Here is a 23,143-nt window from a genome sequence, read left to right on the forward strand (position 1 = left end):
AACACTCTTTTTATAATTATCTGAGTTATATTGTAGCTTCGCTGCTTGGTTCTTTAATCGCTAATTGTCCACAAGCGGCATCAATATCTTTACCACGGCTTCTACGTACATTGACAACCACGCCTTTATCTTCTAAAAACTTCGCAAACTTACTAAGTTTATCTTCCGTTGTATTGATATAGTTTGCCTCGGCGATTGGGTTATATTCTATAATATTTACTTTGGCAGGTACTTTCTTCGTAAACTCCCAGAGTTCTTTGGCATCTTGTAAAGAATCATTGAAATCGTTGAAAACAATGTATTCGAAAGTGATACGATTCCCAGTTTTTTTATAGAAATAATTCAATGCTGCTGCTAAGTTTTGTAATGAATTACTCTCATTAATCGGCATGATTTCATTACGTTTAGTATCATTGGCAGCGTGTAATGAAAGTGCTAAATTAAACTTAACTTCATCATCGCCCAACTTTTGAATCATTTTTGCGATACCTGCGGTACTTACAGTAATTCGTTTGGGCGACCAATTAAGTCCATCAGGCGAAGTAATACGATTGACCGACTCCATCATACCCGCATAATTGAGCAAGGGTTCGCCCATTCCCATATATACTATATTGGTAAGTGGTTGCTGATAATGCTCTTCGGCTTGTTGTTTGATGAGTACTACTTGGTCGTAGATTTCGGCAGCATCAAGGTTGCGTTTTCTTGCCATGTAGCCCGTTGCACAAAATTTACAAGTAAGCGAACAACCCACCTGAGATGATACACAGGCTGTCATGCGGTCGTCAGCAGGAATCAAAACGCCTTCTACTAAATTTCCGTCAAATAGCTTAAAACCTGATTTAATGGTTTTATCATTACTGACTTGTTTTTTGAGTACTGAAACAGCTCGAATTTCGAAATGTTCTTTCAGTAAATCACGGGTTTTTAATGATAAGTTGGTCATATCATCAAAACTCCAAGCCGATTTTTTCCACAGCCACTCCGAAATTTGTTTGGCTCTAAAACCTTGTTCTCCATTGGCTGTGAGCCAAGTTTTGAGTTGTTCGGTCGATAGCTTTCTTATATCTTGTTTGCTCATATATGCTTTGTTCGAATGCTTTTTATATTTAGTCGAAGCGAATCTATTTTTCACTTCATGGTGCAAAGTTCCGAAATAATCGTTGGTTTTGCCAAGAATATGAGTTTTATCGTTGAAAAACCTTACATTTGCCTTAATTACCTAACAAAAAAAAGAGACAGAAATTCGTAAAAAATGAAAAGATTTGAAAATAAAGTAGTTTGGATTACAGGAGCATCTTCAGGAATAGGCGAAGCCACTGCCTATGCATTTGCGAATGAAGGTGCGAAATTAATTCTTTCGGCTCGAAGAGAAGAAGAACTTTTAAGAGTGAAAAAGGCTACTGGTTTGACTGATGCCGATGTATTTATTTTACCTATTGATGTTGAGAAGGCGGACGAAATCGAGCCTAAAGCCCAGCAAGCTATTAGTCATTTTGGGCGAATAGATGTACTTTTCAATAATGCAGGAATTTCGCAGAGAAGTTCAGTCCTCGAAACTGATATGGCGGTGTATCAGAAAATTATGAACCTAAACTTTTTTGGAGTTGTAGCCCTTACAAAGGCGGTATTGCCCGCAATGAAAGCTCAAAAAAGTGGACATATTGCCGTAACAAGTAGTCTTTCTGGGAAATTAGCAACTCCAATGCGTTCGGGTTATTGTGCTTCAAAGCATGCTTTACATGGTTTTTTTGATGCCCTTCGTGCTGAAGTTTTCGATGATAAAATAGGCGTGACTTTGATATGTCCGGGTTATATCAAAACGAATATTTCCTTAAATGCAGTTGCGGCTGATGGCAGTAAGTTTGGAAAAATGGATGAAAACCAAGCAAATGGAATGCCTGCTGAAGAATGTGCCCGCCAGATTGTGGATGCTATTTACAAGAATAAAGATGAGGTTTATATGGGTGGAAAAGAAGTTTTAGGCGTGTATTTAAAAAGATTTTTTCCGAAATTATTAGCCAAGATTGTGCGAAAACAAAGCCCTAAATGAGGCTTGAAAATTGAAATAAATTAGTTATTTTTTATCATTTTAGGGCTTTCATAAGCCCTTTTTTTTTGATTTTTTAGACTAAAATACTCATGAAAAATTAAATTATATCGCACAAACTTTGATTTTGGTCATACTTTTGTTTTCGTTCATCGCATTCCTTTGCAAAATATCTATTTTTATCAATACTTTTATTCCAGTATAAATAAATACATAACTTAATTTTTACAAACTAACAACAAACTGTATGAGGAAACTTCTACTCGCCAGCATTATGCTGGTGTGGGCTGGCTTTGCATTCGCCCAAGACAAGACCGTTTCAGGGAAGATTACTTCCGCTGAAGATGGCTCTCCACTTCCGGGTGTGAGTGTAATAATCAAAGGAACTACTAAAGGTGCAACAACTGACGGTAACGGGGTTTACAAAATTTCTGCTCCCGCTAACGCGACACTAAGCTTTAGCTTTATTGGTTTTGAGACGATATCTGAAAATATCGGAAACAGAACAATTATTGATGTACAGATGAAGTCGGATGTGGGACAACTCAATGAAGTTGTAGTAACGGCATTAGGTATTTCGCGTGACAAAAGGTCTTTGAATTATACGGTTCAAGAACTAAAAGCTGACAAGCTTACAGTAGCTCGTGATGCCAATGTTGGTAATGCCCTTGCGGGTAAGATTGCAGGAGTTCAGGTATTAGGACAGTCAGGGGCTAAATTTGGTTCACCAAATATTAGAATTCGCGGTATCAACTCATTGACTGGGGGAGACCCACTTTATGTAGTTGATGGTACGCCAGTGGCAAGTATCGGTGATGTAAATATGGATGATGTTGAAAATCTATCAGTATTGAAAGGGCCTTCAGCAACTGCACTTTATGGTAATCGTGCTTCGGGTGGTGTAATTGTAATTACAACCAAAAGAGCAAAAGCAGGTGAAACAACTTTCAACGTAAATCACAGTACTACGCTTGATATGGTAGGCTTATTGCCAAAATATCAGAATGAATATGGTGGTGGTTATTCGCAAGATTGGGAAACTTTCAAATACAATCCTGCGATTGACCCAGCTGATTGGAAGGCTTTTGATGGACAAAAAATCTTGGATTATTCTGCCGATGAAAGCTGGGGGCCTAAATTAGATGGAACATTACACCGTTCGGCATTCTCTTGGCAACAAGGCCCTGAATTTGGACAGTTGACACCATTTTCTCCAAACCCGAATAACGTAAGAGATTTCTTCGAGAAGCCTGTAAGCAATAACACAAACTTTGCTTTTGCCAAAGGTGGAGATAACTTCCAATCACGTATTTCTTTTACTCATATTGATACTAAAGGTATCGTTCCTAATAGTAGCCAAAAACGTGACTTCGTTAGTTCAAAAAATACGTACAACTTTACAAGTAAGTTTTCAGCTACTCTAGATGTAACTTATTCAGCGACACGTGCAAGAAACGTTCCAGCAGATAACTATGGTTCATCGGGTGGTACTGCCGCAAGTGGTTTTACGGGCGTAGCTCCAGGTGCTACTGTAACTGGTTATAACCAAACGATTGGTTCATTCAACCAATGGTTCCAACGCCAGTTGAGCATTGATGATTTAAGAAACTATAAAAATCCAGATGGTACTTACCGTAGCTGGAATATCGGTGGCCCACGTGATGCTAAACCAAAGTACTGGGATAGCCCTTATACACAAATGTATGAGAGTACAAACCTTAATAACAATGACCGTATTTATGGTAGCTTAGGCTTGGCTTATAAAATTACTGATTACTTGACAGCTTCAGTAACTTCGCGTAGAGATTGGAGAAATTATTACGGAGAAGGACGTATCGCTTACGGTACATTGAATGCTGGTGGTTTAGGTGCTTATGCAAACTATGCAACAACTGGCTACGAAAATAACCACGAGGCTTTATTAGCATTTAACAAAAACTTCAATAAGTTATCGGTTGTGGCTAATGCAGGTGGAAATATTCGTTATTCAAAAACGGGGGTATATTCACAATCTACGGTGGGTGGTTTAACAACACCAGGTTTCTATAATATTGCAGCCTCAAAAGACCGTCCATCAGTTCAAACACTTACTTACGAAAGACGTGTAAATAGTATTTACGGAAACGTAAGTTTAGGCTATAATAACATTGCTTTTATCGAAGGAACAATTCGTAACGACTGGTCTTCTACTTTGCCAAAGGCTAATAATTCATATTTATATCCTTCTCTTGGTGGTAGCTTTGTTTTATCAGAGATTCTTCCTAAGAACAATGTATTGACTTATGCTAAATTAAGAGGTAGTTACGCTCAAGTGGGTACTGATGTGGGGCCTTATGCGATTGGTCTTACTTATTCAACGGGCAACCCATTTGGTTCGAATCCAACGCAATATTTACCAACTCAATTACCAAACCAAGACCTTAAACCAGGGCTTTCTTCAGCTTATGAAGGTGGTATTGACTTGAAATTCTTTAACAACCGCTTAGGATTAGAATTCACGGCATACCGTAATAATAATAAAGACCAAATTATTGGTTTATCAGTACCATCTACTAGTGGTTTCTCGTCAGCCCTTATTAATGCTGGTTTGATTCAAACACAAGGTTTTGAAATTCATATTGGAGCAACTCCAGTAAAAACTGCAGGTGGATTTACATGGGATGTTGATGTAAACTTTGACCGTAGCCGTTCTAAGGTTGTTGAATTGGCAGAAGGCTTAACAAATTACCAATTAGGTGGCCCAACTTGGAGAACATTGACGGTGAATGCACGTGTTGGTGAGCAATGGGGACTTTTAGTAGGTAGAGGCTATAAATTAAACGATAAAGGAGAAAGACTTATCGGTACAGATGGCCACTACATTCCACAAGATAATAAAGTATTAGGTTCGGTACTTCCTAAGTTTAAAGGTGGTTTATTAAATACGCTCACCTATAAAAACTTCTCATTCCGTGCTAATATCGACTTTATTGTTGGGGGTAAATTCTTCTCTACAACAAAAATGTTTAATGCTTATGCAGGTTTAGCGGCAGAAACGGCAGGCTTAAACGAATTAGGCAATCCTAAGCGTGACCCAGTTTCTCAAGGTGGTGGTATTTTATTACCGGGTGTAACGGAAGATGGTAAACCAAACACCGTTCGTGTTGAAACACAAGAATACTACGAAGACAAAATGTTTGCTTTCAATGAAAGATGGATTTATGACCAAACTTATGTGAAGTTAAGAGAGGTTTCGCTTGGCTATAACTTACCTAAGAGCATCATAGGTAGTAAAGTTTTCAAATCAGCGAAAGTGGCTTTCATCGTTCGTAACCCAGTGTTGATTTACAGTGCAGCTGGTGGTGGTATTGATATTTCTGAAGCAGAAGTTTTCTGGACAGAGGGTGGTCAGTTACCTCCAGTTCGTTCGTTTGGTGTTAATCTAAACTTAGGCTTCTAATTTATCTCACTGCTTTTATTTAAACAGACATTTAGTATGAAAAAATTATCAATATATAAAACTTTAGCTATTGCAGCTGTATTGGGTGTTACCAACACAGCTTGTGACCCAGGCGATTTTGGTGACATGAATGTCAGCCCAAATAGTCCTTCTTCACCAAATACAGCGGGGCTTCTTACGGGGGCATTACGTAATGTAGGCTCTATGACAACTGATATGGTTCCAGCACTTTATACGCAACAATTCGGAGACGTAACTTACATCGAAGAATCTCGTTATAAAACTATCAACTTTAGTTATAATGGTTTTTATACGGGGCCTTTAAATGCATACCAGACAATTATTAATTTGAATACAAATGCTGAAACAAAGACAACTGCTGCAGCCAATGGTTCAAACAATAACCAAATTGCTTTGGCTCGTATTGCGAAGGCTTACACATACCTTTGGATTACTGACCGTTGGGGAGATATTCCTTATTCGGAAGCCTTGAAAGGCAAGGCTGATTTTAGTCCAGCTTTTGATTCTCAGCAAGCCGTTTACAATGATTTATTTAAAGAATTGAAAGAAGCCCAAGCTCAATTTGACGGAGGTAAGTCGGTAGTTGGCGATATTCTTTTGGGCGGAAATGCTGCTCGTTGGAAGAAATTTGCTAACTCTCTAAGATTAATCATGGCTCTTCGTTTATCGAAAATTGACCCTGCAAAGGGTAAAGCAGAGTTTACTGCTGCTTTGGCTGATGGTGTCTTAACATCAAATGCGGACAACGTAAAGTATACTTACTTGTCAGAAGCAAATAATGAACACCCATTATATAACAATTATATTACTACAAACCGTAAAGATTATGCAGTAAGTGATGTTTTTGTGAATTATTTGTTGAAAACAAATGACCCACGTATTGTGGCTATGGCAGATAAAAATATCAATCAGCAATATGCTGGTGTACCTTATGGGGTTTTTCCTGCTGCATCAAAAGCTCAAGATGTGTCGTTGGCAGCTGCTTCGATGCGTCAGCAAAATTCGGCGGCTAACGTGCTAACTTATGCACAAGTATTATTTTCACAGGCTGAGGCGGCTAAATTAGGTTGGATTCAAGGCGATGCAAAGGCTCTTTATGAAGCGGCTATCACTGCTTCAATGCAACAATGGTTAGGAGCTGCAGCAACTAGCACGGCTGTAGCTGATTTCTTGAAACAAGATGGAATTGCTTACAAAGAAGCAACGGCATTAGAGCAAATTGCTACTCAGAAATGGGTTGCTTTGTTTTACCAAGGAAATGAAGCATGGGCCGAATGGCGTCGTACTGGTTTCCCTGCATTGAAACCAGCTTCAAAACCATTGAATGCCAGTGGACAAATACCTCGTCGTATGGCTTATGTAGCTACAGAAGGAACTTTGAATAAAATAAACTACGATAAAGTAGTTGCTGCTCAAGGCCCAGATACACAAGATACTCGTGTATGGTGGGATAAGAAGTAGTACTCTGATTAGTAGATATTTGCAGGCGAGAGAGGTATGTTAAAAATCCTCTCTCGCTTTTTTTAATATTCTAACTTTTATTTAATACATGGTGTATACGTAAATGGAATTCAAAAAAAAATCATAAAATGTTATGCAAACCCACTATTTGCAGAGAAGTATTTATTATTTTATTTTAATAATACTTATTTGTATGTAAAGTGTTTATAATCAATGAGTTTTCTTTTTGTTTATTGCATTTTACACACGTATTTATACTTAATATTTTATAATAGGTTATAAAAACTTCGCTAATTTTCTTTGCAAAATATTGTTTTTGTCCATAACTTTATTGTCAAATTGGCAGAAATGCCAAATATTCTAAACTAAAAACTAACAACAAACTGTATGAGGAAACTTCTACTTGCCAGCATCATGCTGGTTTGGGCTGGCTTTGCTTTTGCCCAAGACAAAACAGTTTCGGGGAAGGTAACTTCTTCTGAAGATGGCTCTCCACTCCCAGGTGTAAGTGTAATTGTCAAAGGTACTTCGAAAGGTGTAACCACTGACGTAAATGGCGTTTACAAAATCAACACTTCTGGTAAATCAACCCTTACATTTAGCTTTATTGGTTTTGCAACTCAAACTGTAGAGTTAAACAATCGTACGGTAGTTGATGTGCAATTGAAAACAGATGCATCTCAATTACAAGAAATCGTAGTGACTGCACAAGGTATCCGTAAAAATTTAAGAGAAATTCCTTACGCATACTCTAAAGTAAGTACTGATGATATTACTGTTGGTCGTTCGCCACAATTAGCACAGGCACTTTCAGGTAAAGTAACGGGTTTGGCAGTGTATAACGTAAACAATAGCGTTGACCCATCGGTAAAAATCGTATTACGTGGTTTCCGTTCATTAACTGGTAATAACGAAGCTTTAGTAGTATTGAACGGTATGCAAACAACCTCTACGGTTTTAGCTTTAATTAACCCTAACGATATCGAAAGTGTTTCGATTTTGAAAGGTGGTCAGGCTGCTACACTGTATGGTTCGGCTGGTATTAACGGAGCTTTAGTAATTACTACAAAGAAAGGTTCAAAAGGAAAAATGAGAGTTAATTACTCGAATAGCACCAACTTCGAGCAAATTAACTTCTTGCCAGATTTTCAAGATAAATTTGGTTCGGGTTCTCACTACTATCAATCTTTTGGAACAGCGGGTTACAGCACTGACCCACTTGTGAGAATGAAAGAAAACTGGAGAGCTTACGAAAACCAACAATTTGGTGACCCATTTGATGGCACAATGAGAATTCAAGGACGTGTAGCTGAAGATGGTAGTAAATTATTAATTCCTTATTCGGCTATTCCGAATGCAAGAAGAAAAGCATTTGATATTGGAGTTTCTACTAATAATCAGATGAGTTTCCAAGGTGGAGATGATAATGGTTCTTACTTCTTATCAGTTGAAAATCAAAAAATCAATGGTATTGTTCCTCATGATAAAAGTGAAAGAACAGGTGTGAGAGCTTCTGCGACTAGAAGATTCAACAAGTTAGAGTCGAACTTCGATGCAAGTTATACACAAGCCGCATATGATAGAACTTCTTCAGATTTCTATAATGATGTTATCAACCAGCCAGCAAACTTGCCATTGAGCGATTTGAGAGATTGGCAAACAAATCCTCAAGCGAATCCGAATGGATATTATAACGACTATTATAATAACCCATATTTCAATGCAGATAATAACCGCCAAAAATATAAAGATGCTAATATTAGCGGTAACTTCACATTGATTCATAAGACTACGAACTGGTTACAATTTACAAACCGTTTGGGTGTTATGAATAATTCAAGAACTGGTAAAAATACAACTGGTAAGTTCTTGTACTCTGACTGGGCGAAATCAAAAGCTAATATTCCTTCACCTTGGTATTTTGATGGTGATGGCGAAGGTATCTATCGTGCAATTTCTGATATTCAAGGTAGTGTTTCTGATTATTCAACTACAGAAAACGTTATCAACAACGAATTCCAAGCTCAATTAACGAAAGATTTCGGTGCATTTGCCAATAAATTGATTTTAGGTAGCTCGATTTATCAACGTTATACAAAATCAATTTCTGTTGGTTCAAGCTCAATTGTAGTACCTGAAGTTTATAACGTAGCAAACCGTCAGGGAGAATTAACGGGTGGTGAATCAAATACAATGGAACGTAGATTTGGTTATTATGCCGATTTAACAACTAATTATAAGAACTGGTTGATTTTGAATGGTACTTTCCGTTATGATAATACTTCTCGTTTCTATAAGCCTACACGTCCGAAAAGCTATTATGCTTATCCTTATTATGGTGCAGGTGTTTCGTTTATTGCAACAGATGCCATTCCGGCAATCAAGAGTAATATCTTGAATTATGCTAAACTTCGTTTGAACTACAATAAAAACGCCAATGATAATATTCCATTGTATGGTCTTGACCTAGTGTATAACAATGGTGCTAACTTCCCTTACGGAAATACTGTTGGTTTGACTGTTGGTAATACGCTTCCTGATGCGTTCTTGAAGCCAGAAACTGTTTATTCTTCTGAAGTGGGTGGTGAATTCCAATTATTCAATAACCGAGTAACTTTAGATGTTTCAGCTTATTCTCAAACTTCAAAAGGACAGGTAATCACAGTTAAGATTCCAAATACAACTGGTTTCAGTAACTTGTTGATTAACGTTGGTGAAACAAAGAACTGGGGTTATGAAGCAGATTTGAAATACCTTCTTTTGAAGCGTGGAAAATTGGATTGGGATTTTGGCGTAAGATACTCGTTTAACGATAATAAAGTAATCGACTTGTATCCAGGTGTAAATGAATTCCAATATGGTGGATATTCTTATGCAAATACAAACGTAATCAAAGGTATGAGATTCCCAATGTTGAAGACAGATGGTTATCAATATGCTCCAGATGGCTCGGGTTATGTATTAGTTAATGGAACTACTGGTTATCCATTGAGAAACACTACGCTTACTTCACGTGGTGGTACACTTCCGCGTCATATTATTGGTTTAGGTTCTAAATTAGCTTATGGTAGCTTTGCATTCAACTTCAACTTCGAATATCGTGGTGGAAACGTAATGTTTAGTGACTTAGGTCGTCAGATGACATTTACAGGTTCAGGTGGATGGACTTCAGACCGTCTTCCACATATCTACCCTAACTCTGCAATCTTAAATGCAGATGGTAAGACTGTTACACCTAATACTACAGTAAATGTACGTGAAGCAGAATATGCTCTTTGGGTAGATAACTATCGTTTAATTTCTGAAAACTTCGTAAGTCCAGGTTGGTTCATCAAATTACGTGATATCAACTTCTCATACAGCATTCCAGAAAAATTACTCGCTAAAACTAAAGTTTTCTCAACAGCAAGTATTGCAATTTATGGTCGTAACTTGCTTACAATAGTTGATAAAAAGAACTACTATACTGACCCAGAATTTAGTTATACAACTGGTAATGGTTTGGGTATCAACAATACAACCCAAACACCTCCTGTTCGTCAGTATGGTGTGAACTTAAATTTATCATTCTAATTGCAAACTAAAACTAAACTCTCAAATGAAAATTAAATCAATATTAGCATTAGCATTTGTGACGTTGTTAGGGAGTGCTTGTAACGAGAAATTCTTAGACATCAACACAAATCCAAATACATTGCCAACAGCTTCGCCAAACTACGTGTTTACGAATGCGTTGAATACATCGGCAGCTAACATGGTCTCGCCAAGTGAAACGGGTTCTTACTGGTCAGGACAATGGACACAGTCAAATGGTTATATCATTTCGACAACTACCTTTGCGTATAACTTTACCAATGGTGATTTTAACTACTGGGATGGTTATTATGATAATTTGAATGATTATCAGTTTGTAATTAATAATGCAGATTCTTACAACCAAAAATTCTTGAAAGGGCCTGCGAAAATTATGAAAGCATTGTTATTCCAACAATTAGTTGATTTGTACGGAAACGTTCCATACTCTGATGCTTTGAAAGGGGTAAGTTCATTAGCACCAAAGTTTGATGACCAAAAAGCTGTATATGAAGAGCTTATCAAAACTTTAGATGAAGCAATTGTAGATATTAAAGCGAATGCTTTTGCAAGTGCATATACAGGTTCTGATATAGTATTTAAAGGAAATAATACTAAATGGATTAAGTTTGCAAATTCTTTGAAGATGAGAATTTTGATGCGTCAAGCAAGAGTTTCAGGTAGAGATTCGTATATCAAAACTGAAATTAATAAAATCGTTTCAGAGGGCTCTGGCTTTATAACTGGTGAAGATGTTGGCGTGGGTGGAACAAGCTTCTTCTTAGCAACTGCCGGTAAATTAAACCCAGTATATGATCGTTGGGGATATGATGCAACTGGTGCAAGAAGAGCATTGAATAACTTCCCACGTATTACGAAATTCTTGATTGATGAAATGAAAGCCAATAAAGATACACTTCGTATGAAAAGAATTGCTTACGCAGTTGGTAATGAAGGTGCAACTCCGGGTGTAAGTGCCAAAGCAGAAATTGCTTCAAACTATACAGGAACTCCTTTTGGTGCAAGTTCTGGTTATTTACCTGCCAATACATCGGCTGTTGGTCCAAGTCTTTTGGTAAAAGGTGAGTTTAATCGTTCTTATGTTGTCTTAACTGCTGCCGAAGTACAATTAAATTTGGCTGAAGCTAAGGAAAGATATCCAGATGTAACACTTCCAGGAACAGCTCAATCTTATTTTGAAGAAGGAATAGCTCAGTCATACCGTGCTTTGGGAGCTAAAGCAGCTGATGCCGCAGCATTTAAAGGAAGTGGTATCAATAACTATGATTACGTTGCATCAACTAATAAGCTAAATGCAATTGCCTACCAAAAATGGATTGCACATTCGAACTTAAATGGGTTTGAAGCTTGGGCTGAATACCGTAAAACAGGTATTCCGAGCATTCCACAAAGTATTCAAGTAGTTGATAACAAGCGTCCTGTTAGGGTATTGTATCCAAATACTGAATCTGGTTCAAATTCTGCAAACGTATCTGCTCAAGGAACAATTGATTACTTTACTACTAGATTATTCTGGGATGTGGACTAATTAAGAAAAATTTTTCTTGAACAAAAAAGGCAGCCTAAAGGCTGCCTTTTTTGTTTTACCTAGGCGATAGTATCCGAATTTATATTCGTTTACTACGTGAATTGTTGTTTTTGGGAGTTTTTGAGGTTTTACCAAATATAGTTTTGAAAATATTAAAACTATATTAAAACAAAAACCCTCTTTAGATTGTTTTTAAAAATGTTGTATTGTGTGTGTAACAACATTAATTTTGCACCCTAATTATTGTAAATTTAATTATTGCAAGTTTAACTATTAACAAACTAACTAAAACAAAACAAATGATGAGGAAAAATCTACTATGCCTCCTTATTGCAGTTTTTATGGGTTTGCAAGCATTTGCACAAGATAAAACTGTTTCGGGTAAGGTTACATCTTCAGATGATGGTGCTCCACTTCCGGGAGTAAGTGTTTCAGTAAAAGGAACTAGCCGAGGAACAACAACTGATGCCTCTGGTGTGTACAAAATAACAGTTCCAGGCAATGCCACTCTTATTTTTAGTTTCATTGGTTTTACTTCACAGCAAGTTGGAGTGAACAACCGTACAATTGTTGATTTACAATTAGTACCAGATGCAACTGAACTTTCAGAAGCAGTTGTTGTAGGCTATGGTACGCAGTCTCGTAGAACATTGACAGGCTCACAGGCGTCAGTAAAGGGTTCTGAAATTGCAACTATGCCAACTAACTCTTTTGACAAAGCACTCCAAGGACGTGCGGCAGGGGTTCAGATTTTAGGTGCAAACGGTACGCCTGGTGGTGCTGCACAAGTACGTGTACGTGGTGTTGGTACTATCAAGGGTGGTACAGACCCACTATATGTGGTTGATGGGGTACAAATCAACTCTAACAGTGGTTCGGCTGCCTTTACAAGTACTAATCCTTTAAACTATCTTAATCCAAATGACATCGAATCAATCGAAGTATTGAAAGATGCAGCTTCTGCGGCTATTTATGGTGCTGCTGCTGCCAATGGTGTTGTTTTGATTACCACTAAAAAAGGAAAATCTGGTGCAACAAAAGTAAATGTTGATTATTACAGTGGATTTGTACAACCAACAAAGTATTTAGATGTATTGAATACGCAAGATTGGATTAAAGTGCGTACAGAAGCGTTGGTTAATCAAGGTACAGAGCCAACTACCGCTTTAAGAAACGCTCTAAGTGGTGTTCGTCTTGACCCAAATTTAACGGCTGACCAAATCGCAGCTTTACCAACTTATGATTGGCAAAAAGAAGCATATGTATCAGGAAGAACAAATAACTATAGCGTAAGTTTAAGCGGAGGTAGCGATAAATCTACTTTCTATCTTTCTGGAACATATAATACTAACGACGCAAACGTTCGTAATGTTGATTATAAAGGTGGAAATATCAACGCTAAAATCAGCAACAAAATTACTTCTCGCTTATCGATTGATAACTCAATTAATTTGAGCTCGTTCGTACAACGTGGTCAATTTGGTGGTCCTGGTGGTGGTAGCTTCTTAGGCTCGCCAACGTTCTCTTCACCGTTGATTCTGCCGCATAATCCAATCTATAAAGATGATGGAACTTATAACGGTACACCAGCTGAAGGTGGTATTGCAGGTATCCTAAACCAAAACGTATTAATGGTTAGTGATTTGAACAAAATTCAATCACGTACTAATCAGGCAATCGCTTCGACTACACTTACTTACAAAATCATGCAAGGGCTTTCATTCCGCCCATCTGCAAGTATTGACTACCGTTATATTAAAGGTTATAATTTCCAAGACCCACGTACGGCCGATGCGTTTAACGTGAAAGGTAGAATTCAAAACCAAAATACTGAGAACATTAACATTTTGTTGAATGCAGTATTGAACTACGACAAACAGTTCAACACAGTTCATAATTTGAATGCACTCGTAGGTGGTGAATATAGAAGCGACCAATCTGAAAACGTACAGCAATCAGCAGAAGGTGTACCTACGCCACAGTTTACTGTAGCAGGTGCTGCCGCTAACCCAATCACGACTTTTGCTTCTTGGTCTGGTTACAAAAAAGCAGGTGTTTTTGGTAGAGTGAGCTACGATTATGCTGGTAAATACTTATTTGGTTTAACAGCTCGTTATGATGGTTCATCACGTTTCGGTGCAAACAACCTTTGGGGTTTCTTCCCAGGAGTTTCGGCTGGTTGGGATTTATCGCAAGAAGCATTCTTGAAAAACAATGCTTACGTAAATCAGTTAAAACTTCGTGTTAGTTACGGTGCATTAGGTAGTGACCAAATCGGTAATTTTGATTCAAGAGGTTTGTATGGTGGTGGTTTCAACTACAATGGTGTGAGTGGTATTGCTCCAACTCAGCTTAGCAACCCTAACTTGAAGTGGGAGAAAAATATTACTACAAACTTTGCAGTAGATTATGGTTTATTCAATAATAAAGTACAAGGTTCGGTAGAATACTTTATTCGTACGAGTAAGGATTTGATTCTAGACCGTCCTGTAACTTGGTTGAGTGGTTATAGCACTATCTCTGAAAACGTAGGTTCATTAGAAAATAGAGGTTTAGAGTTTGATATCAAGACTATTAATATTGATAAATCAGCTAATAATAGAGGATTTAAGTGGACTACTTCTTTCAATTTCACCCAAATTGATAATAAAGTTACAAAACTTTATGATACACTTACTGTACTACCAGGTCGTGCGGCTGATGCATGGATTAAGATTGGATACCCTGTTAACTCAATCTATACAGCTGAGTATGCAGGTGTGAACCCAGCAACTGGTCGTGCGATGTGGTATGATAATAATGGTAATATCATTTATCGTTTAGCTGGTAACCCTGATTCTTACTCGAAAATTATTGGTAGTCAGATTCCAAAATATTATGGTGGTTTAACAAACACTTTCTCATTCAAAGGATTTGATTTAGAAGTATTCTTCAACTACGAATTTGGAAGAACAGTATTTAATAACCAATCAGCATTTATGGCTGAAAATGGTGGTAGAACTTTCAATACTTTACAATCAATGTACGATAATCGTTGGACTACCCCAGGCCAAATTACAACTGTACCACGCCCATTCAATGGTAATGCAGAAGTATTAGGCTCAGGTATCACAGCAGGTTCTCGTTTCTATGAAGATGCTTCATTCATTCGTTTGAAAACTGCTACGTTTGGTTATACTTTCCCAACTGCTCTATTGAAGCGTGTGAAAATTGACAGAGCAAGATTATATGTTCAAGGATATAACCTATATACTTGGAGCAAATGGACTGGTTTCGACTCTGAGTTTATCAACTTAGGAAGTGGAAACAACGGAACTATTCCTCAGCCTAAAACTTTAACATTTGGTTTACAACTTGGTCTATAATTTCAAACATCAAGAAAGAATTAATTTGATACAAACATGAAAGGAAAATATTCATTGAAAATAGCAGTCTTAAGCTTAGTGCTGACGTTTGCATCTTGTACTGATCTACTTGATGTGCAGCCACGTGCTTCGATTGATTCTGTGACTGCCCTTACCACTGAAGATGCTATCAATGCAGCAGTAAATGGTATCTACGATAGATTACAATCAACCAACCTTTATGGTAGAGATTTAGTAGCTATTCCTGAGGCTTTGGCCGATAACGGAAGAGCAACCAATAAATCTGGTCGTTTGAACGCTGAATATCAAAATCAGGTAAATGCTCATTTTATTCACTGGCAAACTTCATATTTTGCTATCAACCAAGCAAACCTTGTATTAGATGCGTTGCCAAAGGTTGAAAAAATGACTCAAGCAAACAAAGATTTTGTTGAAGCACAGGCTTTGTTCATCAGAGGTTTGCTTTACTTTGAATTGATGCGTGCTTATGCTTATGAGCCATCAGTTGAGCTTAAAGAAGTAAGTAAAGGTGGTGTGCCTTTATTGAAATCTGGAGTTGTTGATGCGACTCAAATCAAGTTAGAAGGTCGTGCGTCAATCAATGATGTATATGAGTCAATCTATGCTGACTTGAATAACTCAATCGCTAAGTTTACAAGTGCAAATAAGGCGGCATCTGCTGCTTTTGCTAATAAAACTGCTGCTCAAGCAATGTTATCACGTGTAGCTTTATACCGTGGTGATTATGCAAATGCTGCGAAATACGCAACTGATGCTTTGGCTGCTGGTAGTGTTGGTCGTTTCCAAGCAAGGGATAATTATGTTTCTGCTTGGCGTTCGGCAAATCACCCAGAGTCTATCTTTGAAATTCAGTATCAGACAAATGAGAATATTGGTGTAAATACTTCTCTACAAACTACTTATACTACTTTGATTGCTTCAGGAAACCGTACAACTACAGGTGGTTTTGGAGATTTAGTACCAACCAAAGCACTTTTAGATGCTTATGAGTCGGAGAGAGATTCTACAGGTAAAGTTATTGTTGATGTACGTCGTTCAATGTATGAGTTAGGTACTGCAGGTCGTGGAACTGCTGAAATTGAATGTACGAAATTCTTAGGAAGAAGTGGCCAAGTAAACCTTGATAACATTCCTGTAATCAGAGTTTCGGAAATGTACTTAAATCGTGCTGAAGCTCTTGCTAGAACTGGTAATGTAACAGGTGCATTAGCTGATTTAAACGTGATTCGTACACGTGCAGGTTTACCAGCAGCAAAAGATCTTGCAGGAGCAGCTTTAATCAACGAGATATTGAAGCAACGTCGCTTAGAGTTAGCATTTGAAGGACATCGTTTCTTTGATTTGAAACGCTTGGGATTAGATATTTCTAAAGCGGCTCCAGTACAAAGTATAGGATTCACAGATTTCCGTATGTTGGCACCACTTCCAGTACGTGAAATTCAGGCGAACCCTAATTTGAAACAAAATGCTGGATATTAATTCCTCAAGAATTCCATTATTTTGAATGCTTAAATTTTAAAAAACGTAAATCATAATATGAAAAAAATATTAGGTATAGCATTAGTAATGATGAGTACAATCATCATGTCATCATGCTTTAAAGACAACCAACCTGTATTCGATTCGATGTATTTGGTAGAGTTTCAAGATGCCGTTGTAACTGCCCCTGCATTGAATAAAACATTTCCAATCATCGCAGTTGCTAATGGTGCGGGTGTACAAACTCGTCGTATTAATTTAGTAGGTCGTCAGCGTGAAAATGAGGAATCAATCAAGTTTTCGGTTGACCCAAATGAAACAACAGCTAAAGAAGGTGTACATTATACACTTGAAGGTGGCTCAGTGAAAATTCCTGCAAAATCTAGCTTTGGCGATTGCAAAATTAATATCTTAAAAGCTCCAGCTGCTGCCGGAACAAGCGTAGTGTTGGTGTTGGTATTAGAAGGAAACGGAAGTGATATTAAACCTAATGAAAATTATAAAAAGTTAGGATTTAGAATCAACTTATAATATGTAAGTGTATACTGAAATAGGGGAGTTTCTACCAAGAAGCTTCCCTATTTTTATTGGGGAGGGCATAAAAAACGACTCCTTAGAAAGCCTAAAGAGTCGTTCGTCTATTTTTCTCGAATTAATATCTGTTTCGGTTATTATCACGGTTATAGCCACCTCTGTCGCCTCCACGATTGTAACCGCCACCACCGCCACCGCGGTTATCTCTTTTTTCTTCAGCTTGGTTTACTACTGCTGAGCGTCCACCAATATCTGAGCCGTTTAACGCATTAATTGCTTTTTGTGCTGCTGCATCGTCTGGCATTTCTACGAATGCAAAACCTTTGCTTCTTCCAGTGAATTTGTCAGTGATAATTTTGACTGATGATACTTCGCCATACTCTTCAAAATACTGCTTTAATTCGCTTTCTTGGATTTTAAAAGGCAGACTTCCAACAAAAATGTTCATGATATGTAAATAATTAGAATGGTAAATTTTTACAAATGTTGGTTTTATTTTCCAAAAAAGCTATTAATGTTCGATTTATTTAGCAAATAGTTTGAATTTTTTATATGAAAAAGGCATAAAACAGAGCTTTATCTACTAAAACTCTATTTTATGCCTCTTTTCTAGGGTCAATAATTCCCCTTAATTGGCCATTTCTGATAAGAATTTAATACGCATCAATCGAAGTTCTTCTTCTGTAATATCATCGCTTTCAAATTCTTTCAAAGCTACTGCGATATTATCTGTTTCTGCCGACATGAAGTAATCGTAGATTTCATCTTGGCGTTCTGGGTCAATGACTTGATTAATGTAGTAGTCGAGATTCAGACGTGTGCCCGAATAACAAATATGTTCGATTTCCTCAATTAATTCAGCCATCGTAAGGTCTTTTGCCTCAACAATTTCATCGAGGTTAATCTTACGGTCGATTTGTTGAATAATATAAATCTTAATCTTCGATTTATTTACAGCTGATTTTACCACTAAATCTTGAGTAGTTTCAATCTCGTTGTCATCAACATACTTCGTAATTAAGTCGAGGAAAGGTTTGCCAAATTTCTGTACTTTACCCATACCTACGCCATTTATTTGGGCTAACTCTTGTTGAGTTGTAGGGTAGGTAGTAGCCATTTCTTCAAGCGAAGGGTCTTGGAATACTACATAAGGTGGTACGTTTTTCTCTTTGGCAATTTTTTTACGAAGAGCTTTTAATAATTCAAATAATGCCGCATCGAAAGCACCTCCGCCCGAAGAACTATTATTGGTTGTAATATCGTCATCATCACTACTTTCAGTATTTTCGTAGTTATGGTCTTCTGCAATAGTGATTGGATAAGAATCTTCGATGAATTTATGACCCTTTTCTGAAACTCTTACTACACCGTAGCTATTCTCAATATCTTTTTCAATATAGCCCAGCACCATCATTTGGCGAAGGATTGATACCCAATAATCATTAGCAGTACGCTTATTATCGGATTTCTTAGTAGGCTTCTCGGCTTTTTTGCTAGGTTTAGAAGATTTTGCAGCAACAGGTTTTGTTTCTTCATCCTCCTCATCTTCTTCTGACAATTCTAATTCTACCTCTTCTTCTTCTTCCTCATCGTCTTCGTCATCTTCATCATGGGCAACAAACATGCCTTTTCCTTTACCATAAACTTCTAGTTTATCGTGTTCGTAGCTGCGAATATATGGGTTTGATGTATTCGCTGTTAAGATATCGGCAATGTGTTGAACATCAAATCTTTCGCCCGACTGGATGATTGCTTTCAAGCCGAGTACGGCTTCATCTTCGATTTTTATTTTTTTGGTTGGCTTGATACAGTTATCGCAGAAACCGCAGTCTTTATCTGTATATTCACCAAAATAGCTGAGTAACTGACGACGACGGCAAACACCTAAGTTTGAATAAGCCACCATCTCCATAAGCAATGCACGAGCATTATCTCTTTCAGTAACTGTTTTATCTTTATTGAATTTTTCTAACTTCAGAATGTCATCATAAGCATAGAACATCAAGCAGTTGCCCTCTAGGCCATCACGACCCGCTCGGCCAGTTTCCTGATAATAACCTTCGAGCGATTTCGGTGCATCATAGTGAATTACGAAGCGAACATCGGGTTTATCAATACCCATTCCAAAAGCAATCGTAGCAACAATTATATCACATTCTTCATTTAAGAATGCATCTTGGTTTTTCATGCGAGTATCGGCATCTAAACCTGCATGATAAGGCAAGGCCTTAATACCATTGACATTTAATAACCCAGCAATTTCCTCAACTTTCTTACGGCTCAAGCAATAAATAATACCTGATTTACCTTTGTTGTTGGCAATATACTTGATAAGTTGCTTCTTAGAGTCAATCTTCGGTCGGATTTCGTAATAGAGATTCTTACGATTAAATGAAGACTTGAAGATATGCGATTGCTCCATACTAAGGTTTTTCTGAATATCCTGCTGGACTTTCGGGGTGGCCGTAGCTGTAAGGGCAATAATTGGAAGATTTGGGTCGATATCATCAATAATACCTCTGATTCTACGGTATTCAGGTCTGAAATCGTGGCCCCATTCTGAAATACAGTGAGCTTCATCTACCGCAATAAACGAAAGCTTGGCTTTTTTCAAGAATGTAAGATTATCTTCTTTGGTTAATGATTCGGGTGCAATGTATAATAATTTACAATCGCCGCTCATTACATCATTCTTCACACGGGTCATTTCCGACTTATTGAGAGTCGAGTTTAAAAACTGAGCATTGATTCCAAAAGCTGACATTTGGTCAACTTGGTTTTTCATGAGAGCAATCAGTGGCGAAATAACAATAGCAGTCCCATCCAAAACCATTGCTGGTAGCTGGTAACAAAGTGATTTTCCTGCCCCAGTTGGCATAATCACAAATGTGTTTTTACCGCTCACAATGTTATGGATAATGGGCTCTTGTTCGCCTCTGAAGGCGTCAAAGCCAAAGATTTCTTTTAGTTTTTCTTTTAAGGTCTGTTGTATCGCTGCGTCTACCATAAATGCAATATTGCTGTACGGAATAATTATAATAGGTGAGTAATTACGCTAAGTTAGTATTTATTTTTCAATTAACGATTGAATTATTTTTGTGAGTTAGGCGTAATTAAACTTAGAATTCTATACTAAATCAACCAAGTTTTATTTTTCAGACAAATATCTTTTGCTTAGCTTTATCTTGTTAGCTGAGCAAACATCAAGTACTTTTGTTATTAAAACAAGGATTAATAAAGTGAATACGAAGTTAGAAAAAAAAATACAAAGCGTTGCTAAAAAAGTTTTGCAAGATGAAGCGGAGGCAATTCTTTCTTTGAAAAGTTATATTAACGATGAATTTGAGGCTTGTGTAGAAGCAATTCTTGGTGTAAAGGGTAGATTAATTGTAACAGGAATTGGGAAAAGTGCAATTATTGGTCAAAAAATTGTAGCAACCATGAACTCTACGGGCACCCCTGCTATTTTTATGCATGCAGCAGATGCTATTCATGGAGATTTAGGAATGATTCAAAATGATGATATTGTGCTTTGTATTTCGAAAAGTGGAGATACCCCTGAAATAAAAGTATTGGTGCCCCTTTTGAAAAGATTCGGAAATCAATTGATTGCGATGGTGAGTAATGTAAACTCATATTTGGCCAAAAATTCTGATTTTATCCTAAATGCTCACATAGTCCGTGAAGCCTGCCCACTTAATTTAGCTCCAACAACTTCTACAACAGTAGCCTTGGCATTAGGTGATGCTTTGGCCATGTGTTTGCTTGAAGCACGTGACTTTACGAGTAGAGACTTCGCTAAATATCATCCGGGAGGAAGTTTGGGTAAGAAACTTTACTTAAAAGTAAGAGATATTTTCCCACATAATGCTGTTCCTAAAGTGCATGAATTGGCAGATGTGCAGGCGGTAATTCTTGAAATGACTTCAAAACTTTTGGGAGCAACAGCGGTAGTAAATGACAATAACGAGCTACAAGGCATCATTACTGATGGAGATTTGAGAAGAATGTTAAATAAACAGCAGGATTTTTCAAACCTAAGAGCAAAAGATATCATGAATGCTACTCCGAAAGCAGTTTCACCAGATGAATATGCTGCTAGTGCATTGGCAATAATGCAAGAAAAAAGTATTACGCAATTAGTAGTCGTTGAAGGCAGGCAATTAATTGGTTTTGTTCATCTTCATGATTTGTTGAAAGAAGGTTTAGCCTGAATGTTTAAAATAAAAAAGGTTGTGAGCAAAGCCCACAACCTTTTTTATTTTAAACTACATTCAATAAATAATACGCGTGTATTTCTCAATAATAGCCAAAGTATATGTATATTTCCCCACAAAATATGTTACGCTTACCATTATTCACATCAATTATTCAACTTCAATGACTGAACATTTACCTGAAGACAATTCTTTAGAAACTACTGATGATAACTTAAAAAGCTTACAAACTTCTTCTGAAAATGAGAATAAAGCAACGGAAGGAACACAAGATTTACCTGTTGAAGAAACCCCACCTCAGGTAGAACCCCCAGTTCAAGCGGAGCCAAAACAACCAATCTTTCATGCTCCGTGGTTTTTATCGTTTCATGGTGAAGGAACACAGTACTTTGTTATTAGGCTAATAAATGCCATTTTACAAGTGGTTACTTTCAACTTTTATTATCCTTGGGCGAAGGCAGCCAAGCTAAATTACCTATATGAGCAAACAGAATTTGCTGGAAGTCGTTTCAAGTTTCACGGTACAGGCCGAGAAATGTTTATAGGATACTTAAAACTTCTTCTAATTTTGATTGTAATATATGGCGGTTTTTGGTGGGCAAGAGGTGATAATCGCTTCATTTTGGGCTTTTTACTGTTATATGGCGGTTTGATTTTGGTTTATCCTTTAGCCATTCATGGTACAGCTAAATACCGTTTGTCTCGAACCACATGGCGTGGGATATTCTTTGGATATCGTGGTCAATTAGGTGAACTTTTCGCTAAATTTTTTATAGGTGTATTGCTTACTCTTTTCACATTTGGAATTTATTTATCTTGGCTGGAAATTGATTTACGCAAGTATGTTACCCAAAATGTTCGTTTTGGTAGTGCTGAATTTGATTTTGTGGGCAAAGGGGGAGATTTATTCCTTATCAAGCTCAAATATTTCGCATTTATGTTTGCTGCATTTTTTGTAGTTATGATGATGTTTGGAATTTTTGGCGTTAGTATGTCAAGCTTCATCAGTCCAGATAGTTTAGAAAAAATGAGTACTCCTTCATTTGGATTTATTATATGGTTAATTCTTACTTATTTCTTTGTTATTGCCATTATAGGTGCATTGGCTTTGATGCGTCAGCGAGAAATTTTTCAATATTACGCCGATAATACCTACTTGTATCAAAACAAGCAATGGCACGGGGTAAAATTGAATATGACTTTTAGCGATTTATTTGTTTTAAGTATCACTAATATGCTCCTAATTGTGTTTACTTTGGGTATTGCTACGCCTTTTGTTGAAATCCGTACATTGCATTTTATTATGCCGCGTTTAGCAATTGATGGCTCGTTTGACCCTGACGCTTTAACTCAAACAGAAAGCAATTATCGAGATGCCACTGGCGAAGACCTCGGCGATTGGTTAGATATTGATTTGGCCTAATACACCATATC

General features: G+C 37.3%; 13 protein-coding genes. 10 read left to right on the forward strand and 3 right to left on the reverse strand.

Going from position 1 to position 23,143, the window contains the following annotated elements:
* Positions 1-25: 25 nt before the first annotated feature.
* Positions 26-1,081, reverse strand: coding sequence for a dual-specificity RNA methyltransferase RlmN (gene rlmN / locus EMTOL_RS11550; RefSeq protein ID WP_015029468.1), 1,056 nt, complete (start codon positions 1,079-1,081; stop codon positions 26-28).
* Between the two features lie 174 nt (positions 1,082-1,255).
* Between rlmN and EMTOL_RS11555 the strand changes: the two genes are divergently transcribed.
* The 8 genes from EMTOL_RS11555 (at position 1,256) to EMTOL_RS11590 (ending at position 17,489) form a co-directional block, all read left to right on the forward strand.
* Positions 1,256-2,053, forward strand: a complete 798-nt coding sequence (locus EMTOL_RS11555; protein WP_015029469.1) for an SDR family oxidoreductase — start codon at positions 1,256-1,258, stop codon at positions 2,051-2,053.
* Between the two features lie 244 nt (positions 2,054-2,297).
* Complete coding sequence (locus tag EMTOL_RS11560; protein ID WP_015029470.1) at positions 2,298-5,489, forward strand: SusC/RagA family TonB-linked outer membrane protein; 3,192 nt, start codon at positions 2,298-2,300, stop codon at positions 5,487-5,489.
* A 36-nt stretch (positions 5,490-5,525) separates the two neighbouring features.
* A complete protein-coding gene (locus EMTOL_RS11565) occupies positions 5,526-6,971 on the forward strand; it encodes a SusD/RagB family nutrient-binding outer membrane lipoprotein (RefSeq protein ID WP_015029471.1) in 1,446 nt (481 codons plus the stop codon).
* Between the two features lie 387 nt (positions 6,972-7,358).
* The gene (locus tag EMTOL_RS11570; RefSeq protein WP_015029472.1) at positions 7,359-10,544 is read left to right on the forward strand and encodes a SusC/RagA family TonB-linked outer membrane protein; all 3,186 of its coding nucleotides are present in this window, start codon (positions 7,359-7,361) and stop codon (positions 10,542-10,544) included.
* A 25-nt stretch (positions 10,545-10,569) separates the two neighbouring features.
* Positions 10,570-12,093: a SusD/RagB family nutrient-binding outer membrane lipoprotein gene (locus EMTOL_RS11575; protein ID WP_015029473.1), complete on the forward strand. Its 1,524-nt coding sequence runs from the start codon at positions 10,570-10,572 to the stop codon at positions 12,091-12,093.
* A gap of 299 nt (positions 12,094-12,392) precedes the next feature.
* Positions 12,393-15,458, forward strand: coding sequence for a SusC/RagA family TonB-linked outer membrane protein (locus tag EMTOL_RS11580; RefSeq protein WP_015029474.1), 3,066 nt, complete (start codon positions 12,393-12,395; stop codon positions 15,456-15,458).
* Between the two features lie 36 nt (positions 15,459-15,494).
* On the forward strand, positions 15,495-16,958 hold the full coding sequence (locus tag EMTOL_RS11585; protein ID WP_015029475.1) for a RagB/SusD family nutrient uptake outer membrane protein: 1,464 nt from the start codon (positions 15,495-15,497) through the stop codon (positions 16,956-16,958).
* A 57-nt stretch (positions 16,959-17,015) separates the two neighbouring features.
* Positions 17,016-17,489, forward strand: coding sequence for a DUF4843 domain-containing protein (locus EMTOL_RS11590; protein ID WP_015029476.1), 474 nt, complete (start codon positions 17,016-17,018; stop codon positions 17,487-17,489).
* Positions 17,490-17,610: 121 nt separating this feature from the next.
* Here the strand turns inward: EMTOL_RS11590 and rbp are convergent, their stop codons facing one another.
* Positions 17,611-17,940 (reverse strand): RNA-binding regulator, encoded by a 330-nt coding sequence (rbp, locus tag EMTOL_RS11595; protein WP_015029477.1) that lies wholly within the window; start codon positions 17,938-17,940, stop codon positions 17,611-17,613.
* Positions 17,941-18,120: 180 nt separating this feature from the next.
* Entirely contained in the window at positions 18,121-20,499 is a 2,379-nt protein-coding gene (locus tag EMTOL_RS11600; protein WP_015029478.1) for a RecQ family ATP-dependent DNA helicase, read from the reverse strand.
* Between the two features lie 232 nt (positions 20,500-20,731).
* On the opposite strand from EMTOL_RS11600, the gene EMTOL_RS11605 reads away from it, so the two are divergent.
* Both EMTOL_RS11605 and EMTOL_RS11610 read left to right on the forward strand, forming a co-directional pair.
* Complete coding sequence (locus EMTOL_RS11605) at positions 20,732-21,706, forward strand: KpsF/GutQ family sugar-phosphate isomerase (RefSeq protein WP_015029479.1); 975 nt, start codon at positions 20,732-20,734, stop codon at positions 21,704-21,706.
* Between the two features lie 166 nt (positions 21,707-21,872).
* Positions 21,873-23,132, forward strand: coding sequence for a YjgN family protein (locus EMTOL_RS11610; RefSeq protein ID WP_052315379.1), 1,260 nt, complete (start codon positions 21,873-21,875; stop codon positions 23,130-23,132).
* Positions 23,133-23,143: the final 11 nt, after the last annotated feature.

The organism is Emticicia oligotrophica DSM 17448 (assembly GCF_000263195.1).
Lineage (GTDB): Bacteria > Bacteroidota > Bacteroidia > Cytophagales > Spirosomataceae > Emticicia > Emticicia oligotrophica.